General features: G+C 65.4%; 8 protein-coding genes and 1 pseudogene. 6 read left to right on the forward strand and 3 right to left on the reverse strand.

Annotated elements, in window-relative coordinates; translation table 11 throughout:
• The 6 genes and pseudogenes from EN780_RS20965 to EN780_RS20990 all read left to right on the forward strand — a co-directional run.
• A pseudogene (locus EN780_RS20965) lies at positions 1–494 on the forward strand (hypothetical protein); the annotation flags it as partial.
• Between the two features lie 129 nt (positions 495–623).
• Positions 624–1,928, forward strand: a complete 1,305-nt coding sequence (locus EN780_RS20970) for an ABC transporter substrate-binding protein (RefSeq protein ID WP_127309078.1) — start codon at positions 624–626, stop codon at positions 1,926–1,928.
• Positions 1,929–2,224: 296 nt separating this feature from the next.
• The gene (locus tag EN780_RS20975; protein WP_128275190.1) at positions 2,225–3,106 is read left to right on the forward strand and encodes a branched-chain amino acid ABC transporter permease; all 882 of its coding nucleotides are present in this window, start codon (positions 2,225–2,227) and stop codon (positions 3,104–3,106) included.
• Positions 3,103–4,065 (forward strand): branched-chain amino acid ABC transporter permease, encoded by a 963-nt coding sequence (locus tag EN780_RS20980; protein WP_128275191.1) that lies wholly within the window; start codon positions 3,103–3,105, stop codon positions 4,063–4,065. Before EN780_RS20975 ends, EN780_RS20980 begins: the two co-directional genes overlap by 4 nt.
• Positions 4,062–4,790, forward strand: a complete 729-nt coding sequence (locus tag EN780_RS20985; protein ID WP_127282895.1) for an ABC transporter ATP-binding protein — start codon at positions 4,062–4,064, stop codon at positions 4,788–4,790. The genes EN780_RS20980 and EN780_RS20985 overlap by 4 nt, the downstream gene beginning before the upstream one ends.
• Positions 4,783–5,502 (forward strand): ABC transporter ATP-binding protein, encoded by a 720-nt coding sequence (locus EN780_RS20990; RefSeq protein WP_128275192.1) that lies wholly within the window; start codon positions 4,783–4,785, stop codon positions 5,500–5,502. Before EN780_RS20985 ends, EN780_RS20990 begins: the two co-directional genes overlap by 8 nt.
• Positions 5,503–5,522: 20 nt before the next feature.
• Here the strand turns inward: EN780_RS20990 and EN780_RS20995 are convergent, their stop codons facing one another.
• The 3 genes from EN780_RS20995 to pncA form a co-directional block, all read right to left on the reverse strand.
• A complete protein-coding gene (locus EN780_RS20995) occupies positions 5,523–6,485 on the reverse strand; it encodes an ornithine cyclodeaminase family protein (RefSeq protein WP_128275193.1) in 963 nt (320 codons plus the stop codon).
• A 145-nt stretch (positions 6,486–6,630) separates the two neighbouring features.
• Positions 6,631–8,043: a sodium:proton antiporter gene (locus tag EN780_RS21000; protein ID WP_245500041.1), complete on the reverse strand. Its 1,413-nt coding sequence runs from the start codon at positions 8,041–8,043 to the stop codon at positions 6,631–6,633.
• 46 nt (positions 8,044–8,089) lie between these two features.
• The coding region (gene pncA, locus EN780_RS21005) for a bifunctional nicotinamidase/pyrazinamidase (protein ID WP_128275195.1) at positions 8,090–8,658 on the reverse strand (569 nt) is incomplete at its 5' end.

The raw sequence follows: 8,658 nt of genomic DNA on the forward strand, positions 1-8,658 counted from the left end.
GCAGCTTCGGCCTTGTCCTGACCTTCGTCCTGCTGGCAGCGGTGTTCGCGCTTGCCGTCCATGTCGGCCAGCGCCTCGCCGGCGACCGGCATTCATTCGCGCAAGCCGCCGGCTTGCTGGTCTGGTCTATCGTGCCGATCGCGCTCGCCTACCATTTCGCCCACTACCTGACGGCGCTGCTGGTCGACGGCCAATATGCGCTGGCCGCCCTGTCCGATCCCTTCGCGCTCGGCTGGAACCTGTTCGACACCGCTGACATGGAAGTCGAAGCCGGCGTGGTCGCCGGCGCCGACTCGGCCTGGTGGCTGTGGAATCTCCAGGCCGACGTCATCATCCTTGGCCATATGCTGGCCGTCCTCGTCGCCCATGGTCTGGCCTGGCGGCTGCATCCGGCCGCGGCGCGTGCCGCGCTCAGCCAACTGCCGCTCACGGTGCTGATGATCGCCTATACGGTCTTTGGCCTTTGGCTGCTTGCCACGCCGACCGCCGGGTGAAAGAGGCGGCCTCAATGCCTGTCGGGAAGTACGCTTGCCACGTCGAGGCTTTGGTGATTTAGTTTGTACACATGCAATTTTTGCCTCGTTACAGCCATTGGTCAAAACTCAAAAAACAGGGGAACTGCCGTGTCTGACAAGAATGGGTTTTTCGATCTTTCCAAGACCACTCTTTCGCGCCGCACCGCGCTGAAGGGCCTCGCCGCCGGCGCCGGCCTTGCCGTCGCGCCAGGCTTCGTCCGCTACAGCCAGGCGCAGAGCTCGGCGCCGGTCAAGATCGGCTTCCAGTCGCACCGCACCGGCATCGGCGCCGCCTATGGCCGCTGGTACGAGAAGACGAGCGCCGCCGCGGTCAAGGCTATCAACGATGCCGGCGGCATCAACGGCCGCCAGGTCGAGCTGGTCATCGAGGATGACGGCACCGATCCCGCCCGCGGCGCCGAGGTTGTCGGCAAGTTCGCCACCCAGCACAAGACCGACATCGTCTTCGGCACCTTGTTCTCGCATGTCGTGATCGGCTCGGCGCCGGCCGCCGGCGAAAACAAGATCCCTTACTTCGTCGTCAGCGAAGGTCACCACGTCGCCTCGACCAAGCTTAACCGCTACGTCTTCCAGCCCGGCATCACCGACGTGAAGAGCCAGATCCAGTCGATGGCGCCGTGGATCGCGGCCAATGCCGGCAAGAAGGTGACGCAGATCTTCCCCGACTTCGCCTTCGGCTACGACCATCGCGACTACCTGCCGCCGGCACTGAAGGCGCAGGGCGCCAACGTCATCGCCCAGATCGCCATCCCGCCGACGGAGTCGTCCTTCACCAAATACTTCCCGCAGATCCCGGCCGAGACCGAGGTGATCTATCACGTCATGGTCGGCCCGGCCGTGCTCACCTTCGTCAAGGAGCTCGGCGAATTCTACGGCTCGTCGCGGCCGCAGCTGTTCGGCTTCATGGATTCGCTCGAGGCGACCGACATCAACAGCCCCGGCCTCGAGTTCCTCGACGGCAGCCATTTCTGGGAAGGCTCGCCGCGCTATGCGCAGGCGGACGATTCCGCCGCCCAGAAGGCCTATCGCGCCGCTGTCGGCATCGACGACAATGGCGCCGCCGTCGGCGATGCCAAGGATGTCTCCACCGCCTCGCACATGTTCGGCTGCTGGGAAACGCTCTATGTCGTCAAGAAGGCGATGGAGGATGCCGGCTACAAGGGACCTGAAGATCGCGCCAAGCTGGTCGAGGCGACCGAGGCGCTGAAGGAGTTCGCCGAAGGGCCGGAGCATCCGCAGGGCCCGAAGACCTTCAACGGCAAGATCCACCAGTGCTTCGGTATCCAGAACATCTCCAAGGTCGAGGGCGGCAAGCTCAAGGTGGTGCACAAGACGAAGATCGAGGACGGCCTCTACGAGGCCGAGGGGGATTACACGACGCAGGCGCTGTGACTTAGTTGCGCCGACAAGCGTGAGCGCCAAGCCACCCCTCTCTGTCCTGCCGGACATCTCCCCCTCAAGGGGGGAGATCAGCAGCTCATGCGAAGGCGGCCATCGGTCGGCCTTTGCGATTGGCGAAAGCGATAGGGAGAGCCAATCTCCCCCCTTGAGGGGGGTGAGGAGCGGTCCGCGAAGCGGACGGGAAGCCAATTGCTTGGCTTTCCGAGCGACGAACGCCCGGAGCGATAGCGCAGGGCCGGGCCCGGCAGGGCAGAGAGGGGTGCGCTTGGCACCTGCCTGCGTGTAGCATGCATTTCGGACCCCATCTCCTCCTCGCCGCCCTCGAAGGCCTCGTCACTTCCGCCGTGCTGGCGCTGACGGCGCTTGGCCTGTCGCTGGTGTTCGGCGTCATGCGCGTCGTCAATGTCGCCCATGGCGAGTTCTTCATGCTGGGCGCGGTGCTGGCCTGGGCGATCTCGACGGCGATCTCGGGCCATCCTGCACTCGGCTTCGTCGCCGCGCTGGTCATCGCGCCGCTCATCGTCGGCGCGGTCGCGCTGGTCGCCGAGCGGCTGGTGCTGCGCCGGCTCAATTACAATCCGGAAGCCACCATCGTCGCCACGATCGGCATGCTCTACATCATCCAGCAGCTGGCGCTGACCTTCTACGGCCCTGAGGCGCGCCCGGTCGAGCCGCCCTTCAGCTACCGCATCCTGCTGCCCTGGTTCGGCTATTCCGGCTACAAGCTGTCGGTGGTCGCGGCCTCCGCGCTGCTGCTCGTCGCCACCTGGCTGGTGCTGACACGGACCAAGGTTGGGCTGCTGATGCGCGCCACCCGGTATGACAGCGAGACCGCGCAAGCCTTCGGCATTCCGGTCGACCGCGTCTATGGCGGCGTCTTCGCCCTCGGCGCCATGCTGGCGGCAATAGCCGCGGTGCTGATCGTGCCGATCAGCCAGGCGCATTATCTGATGGGTCAGGATCCGCTGCTTTTGTCCTTCATCGTCGTCATCATCGGCGGCCTCGGCTCATTGCGCGGCACCCTCGTCGCCGCAGTGCTGATCGGCCTGTCGGACGGCATCATCTCGATGTTCTTCTCGCCGACGCTGGCCAAGATCATCGCCACACTTGTCGTTGCCATGGTGCTGGTGTTCCGGCCGCAAGGCCTGTTCGGGACGGCCTCGCGATGACGGAAGCTTCGCCGGCAAAGGCCTATTCGCTGCATCTCGGCGTCATCGCCCTGCTCTTCGCGCTGAGCTTCGTGCTGCCGGATTATCATCACGGCCTCATCGCCCGCATCATGGTGCTGGCGGTGTTCGCCATGGGCTACAATCTGCTGTTCGGCTATGTCGGCCTGCTCAGCCTCGGCCATGCCATGTTCTTCGCCGCCGGCCTCTATGGTGCGGGCTTAAGCGTCTATCATCTCGGCTGGAGCGTGCCGGCCGCCTTCCTCGCCGGCATCGCCTGCGGCGCGCTGCTGGCCCTGGTCATCGGTTTGCTGGCGCTGCGCACTTCCGGTGTGGCGTTCATGATCGTCACCATGATGTTCGCGCAGGTGTTTTCGCTGCTCATGCTCTATTTCGCCGTCTGGACCGGCGGCGACCAGGGCCTGGTCGTTCAGCAAGCGGCGCGGGTGCTGACCCTGGGCGGCACGACGCTCGACCTCACCAACCCGACCGTGCGCTACATGAGCGCGCTGGCCCTGTTCTCCATCGTCCTGCTGGCGACGCTTGCCGTCGTCCGCTCCCGCTATGGCCGCGTGCTGGTCGCCGTCCGCGAGAACGAGGAGCGGACGAAGATGCTCGGCTACGACACCTTCTCCAACAAGCTCGCCGCCGTCGTCGTCTCCGGCACCATCTGCGCGGCCTCCGGCGCGGCCTACGCGCTTTTGTTCGGCTATGTCGGCTCCAGCTTCGCCTCGGTGCAATATTCGATCCTGCCGCTGCTCTGGGTGCTGCTCGGCGGCGCCGCCACTGCGCTCGGCCCCCTCATCGGCACGCTGTTCATGTACTATGTCACCGACATCACCAGCGGCTTCACCTCCGCCTATCTGCTGATCGTCGGCGTCGCGCTCATCCTTCTGGTGCTGTTCTTCCCCAAGGGGATCATGGGCAGCATCCGCCAGCGCTGGCTCGGGTGGCTGCCATGATGCCGCTTTTGACCACCAGGGGCCTGTCCCGCAATTTCGGCGGCCTGCGCGCCGTCGACAATGTCGACTTCGCCCTGATGCCGGGCGAAATCCGCGCCGTCATCGGCCCCAACGGCGCCGGCAAGACCACCTTCGTCAGCCTGGTCAGCGGACGTATCCCTCCTTCGTCCGGGATGATCGTCTTCGACGGCGCCGACATCACCGGCCTGCCGGCCTACAGACGGGTTCGCCTTGGCGTCGCCTACACCTTCCAGATCACCAGCGTCTTCGCCAATCTTTCCGCCTACGACAATGTCGCGCTGCCGGTGCAGCGCACGCTGACCGACGGCCGCTCCAAGGGCGCGGTCAAGGCCGGCGTCATGGCCGCGCTCGAGCGCACCGGCCTTGCCGATCGCGCCCATATGCCGGCGGGCCAGCTCTCCTATGGCCACCAGCGGCTGCTCGAAGTGGCGATGGGCCTGGCGCTCAAGCCGCGCCTCCTGATCCTCGACGAGCCGACGCAAGGCCTGGCTGACAGCGAGATCGACAATTTCATCGAGCTGGTGCGCGAGATCGCCAAAAGCGCCACCGTGCTCCTGATCGAGCACAATATGCCGGTCGTCATGCAACTCGCCGACCGCATCACAGTCTTCAATGCCGGCCGCATCCTCGCCGAAGGCACGCCGGAGCAGGTGCGCGAGAACCGCCAGGTGCAGGACGCCTATCTCGGGGCCGGCCATGACTGAGGCGGGGTCCAAGGCGCTGGCCATTGCCGGGCTCGACTGCTTCTACGGCGAGGTCCAGGTCCTCTATGGGCTCGACCTCGTGCTCGAGAAGGGCGAGGTGCTCTGCCTGTTCGGCCGCAACGGCGCCGGCAAGACGACGACGCTGAAGGCGGTCATGGGCCTGGTTCCGGCGGCCGCCGGTTCGATCAGGCTGGACGGCACGGAGCTGACCAGCTTGGCGGCGCACGACGTGCCGAAAGCCGGCGTCGCCTATGTGCCGCAGGGCAGGCGGTTGTTCGCCGAGATGACGGTGGCGGAAAACATCGAGATCGGCCTGATGGCGCGCGGCAAGGGCAAGGCCGTGCGGGAAAATGTCCTCGACCTTTTTCCATTGCTGCGCCAGCGCCTCAGGCAGCGCTCCGGCACGCTGTCCGGCGGCGAGCAGCAGATGCTGGCCATGGCCCGCGCCCTCTGCCTCGAACCGCAGGTGCTGCTGCTCGACGAGCCGACCGAAGGGCTGATGCCGTCGATGATCGCCAAGATCCGCGAGACGGTGGCCAAGCTGCGCGAACGCGGCGTCTCCACCATTCTGGTCGAGCAGCGCGTCGATGCGGTTCTTTCGGTCGCCGACCGCGTCTGCTTCATCGAGAACGGCCGCAACCGCGAGACGGTCGATGTCGAGCAATTGCGCGCCGATCCGTCGGCGGTGCGGCGCTATGTGGGGGTGGGTTGAGGCGGGCGGCGCTTCAACCCCTAAGCGTCCAGCGCGCCGATTGCTTTCGCGCGTGCAAATGCCAGGCCGGCAATTGCGAGATCGCCGACCGCCATGCCACGAAAAACGAATGCTGTTCGCTCACGCGCGCCTTGGCGACCCGGCACGTCGCCACCGACCAAACCCGTCAAGTCGCCGGCCACGAGTTCGGGCCTCACCATCGGCTTGCTCATCTGCGCCTCTTGCGCCAGATCGTCTATGACGATGCGATCGAAGACGGCCATGCTTTCAGGCACCCAGGGCAGGGCCAGATCGGTCATGGTGGCGAAGGCTCCGGTCTGCAGCCATCGCGCATCCAGAAACGGAGCGGGCTCGGGTATCAATGTGACTGTCGTCACCACGATGTCGGCGGATTCGACCGCCGCCTTGGCAGTATCGCTCGCTACCGCGGTCAGACCACGCGTCTCAGCCATCCGACACAGTGCTTCACCACTGGCTTTGCTCCGAGCAAAAGCCCGGATCTCCTGCAGCGGAAAAAGATCGGCCAGAACTTCGAGATGAGCACGCGCCTGCACGCCGCATCCGATGAACGCGACGCACGCCGAGTCGGCGCGGGCCAGACGCCTGGCCGCTACCGCGCTCAGCCCAGCCGTACGCTTCGAAGTCACCCAATTGCCGTCGACCAAGGCAAGCGGCAGTCCTGTCTCAGCGTCGAGAAGGGTGACCAGCGAGTTCAGCGTTGCGAGTCCCCGCCCGGAGTTGCGGGGATTGACCACCAGCGACTTGGTGGCCAGCACTCGGGGTTCGGTCGCGACGGCGAGAGTAGCCATGATGTAGCGGTCGTCGCCCGGCAGTACCACCGCCTTCGGCGCACACCATACTTCGCCCCGCCTCTGACCGATGATCTGCCGCTCGATTTCGTCGACCACGTCGGACGTGGAAATCGCCAAGCTGTCCAGGAATTCGGCTGACAGATAGGGCAGGCTCTCGGCTTTGATGGTCATCGTCGTCCCACGAATGGCTTGCGTTCGATAAGCATTCCTCAGGTTCAATCGAACCTATCCCGCACCTCGCTTCGCCAATAGCAGAAATTGCTGACCGCGCATACGCAAGCGCCGCCAGCGACCCCCATGCCGGTGGCCGCCGAACTCAACCGAAGAACAGAAATCCCGCGATCAGAAACGTCGGGATCAGCACCGTTCCAGACCACGCCATATAGCCGAAGAAGCCCGGCATCTTCACGCCGCGATGCCTGGCAATCGCATAGACCATGAAGTTCGGCGCATTGCCGATATAGGTGTTGGCGCCCATGAACACCGCGCCTGCCGAGATCGCCGCAAGCGTGGTTGCGAATTCGCCCATCAGGCGCTGCGGATCGCCGCCGGCAAGCTCGAAGAACACCAGGTAGGTCGGCGCATTGTCGAGAAAGGACGACAACGCTCCGGTCAGCCAGAAATAGGCGAGGTCGTTGGGCTGGCCGGAATCGGAGGTGACAAGCGCGACCAGCGGCGCCAGCGCGCCATCATGGCCGGCTCTCAGGATGGCGATCACCGGCACGATTGCGATGAAAATGCCGGCAAACAGTTTCGCCACCTCGGCGATCGGCCCCCAGGTGAAGCCGTTCGCCTCGCGATGGCTCTTGCGCGAGACGGCGAGCGAGGCGAACGCAAGCGCCAGGATGACGGCGTCGCGCGCCAGGTTCTGCAGCTCGAGCCCGACGCCGAAGATGGAAAAGCTGACGCCCGGCTTCCAGGTTGCGGAGAGCAGGATCGCGCCGATGACGCCGGCCAGCAGCGGCAGGTTGGCGACGCCGCGCAGGCGCACGGTCTTGTCCGGCGTCGGATCCTTGATCTTCGGCATACCGCCCTCGCGTCGGTGCAGCATCGTGTCGATCGCCAGGAAGACGAGGAGCACCAGGCTGCCGGTGAACAGCGTCTCGCGCCAGAGATTGGCGGTCGTCCAGAAGAAGTCGACGCCGCGCAGGAAGCCGACGAACAGCGGCGGGTCGCCGAGCGGCGTCAGCGAGCCGCCGATGTTGGAAACCAGGAAGATGAAGAAGATCACGACATGCGCGTTGAACGGCCGGTTGTCATTGGCGCGCAGGATCGGCCGGATCAGGATCATTGAGGCGCCGGTCGTGCCGATCACCGAGGCAAGCAGCGCGCCGGCGAGCAGAAGCCCGGCGTTGACCAGGGGCGTGCCGTGGATGTTGCCGGCAAGCAGGATGCCGCCCGAAATCGTGTAGAGCGCGAACAACAGGATGATGAACGACATGTATTCGGTGAGCAGCGTGTGCAGCACCGCTTCCATGGCCGAAGGGATGCCGAAGGCGATCGCCAGCGGCACCACCGCCAGTGCCGCCCAGCCGGCCGCGATCTTGCCGTAGTGATGCTCCCAGACATGGTGGAAGAGCAGGGGGCCGGTGGCGATCGACAACAGCAGGCCGGCAAATGGCAGCACCCACCAGAGCGACATCGCCGCGCCGGGCAGTTCGTGGTCCGCCGCTGCGAAGGCGAATTGCGGAAACAGAAGGACAGCCAGGGCGGGTAGGCCTGCCGCCAGTGTCCTCGCCAGTTGTATGAAGCCCCCTCGACGCCCCACAGTCCGGTCAGTCCGACAAGTGGTCTTCGAGCACCACGCCGGCCTCGCGCATTCGCGTAAGCATCGCATTGACCGAGCCGTTGAGGTCGATGCCGCGGCAGGCGTCTAGCCGCACCGTTGTCTTGAAGCCCTGCTTGACGGCGTCCAGCGCCGAAAAGGCGACGCAGAAGTCGGTCGCCAGCCCGACCAGCGTCACCGTGTCGACGCCGCGTTCGCGCAGATAGCCGGCCAGGCCGGTCTGGGTCGTGTGATCGTTCTCGAAGAAGGCCGAGTAGCTGTCGATCGCCGGGCGGAACCCCTTGCGGATCACCAACTCCGCCTTGGTCCAGGCAAGCCCGGAATGAAAGTCCGAGCCGAGGCTGCCCTGGATGCAATGGTCGGGCCACAGCGTCTGCGGCCCGTAGGACATCTCGATGGTCTCGAAGGGCTGCTTGCCGGGATGGCTGGAGGCGAAGCTCGAATGGCCGGCGGGGTGCCAGTCCTGCGTCAGCACGACGTGGTCGGTTCGCCGGATCAGGTCGTTGACCAGCGGCACGATCTCGTCGCCGCCGGCCACCGCCAGCGCGCCGCCCGGGC

This window comes from Mesorhizobium sp. M4B.F.Ca.ET.089.01.1.1 (genome assembly GCF_004022605.1).
Classification (GTDB): domain Bacteria; phylum Pseudomonadota; class Alphaproteobacteria; order Rhizobiales; family Rhizobiaceae; genus Mesorhizobium; species Mesorhizobium abyssinicae.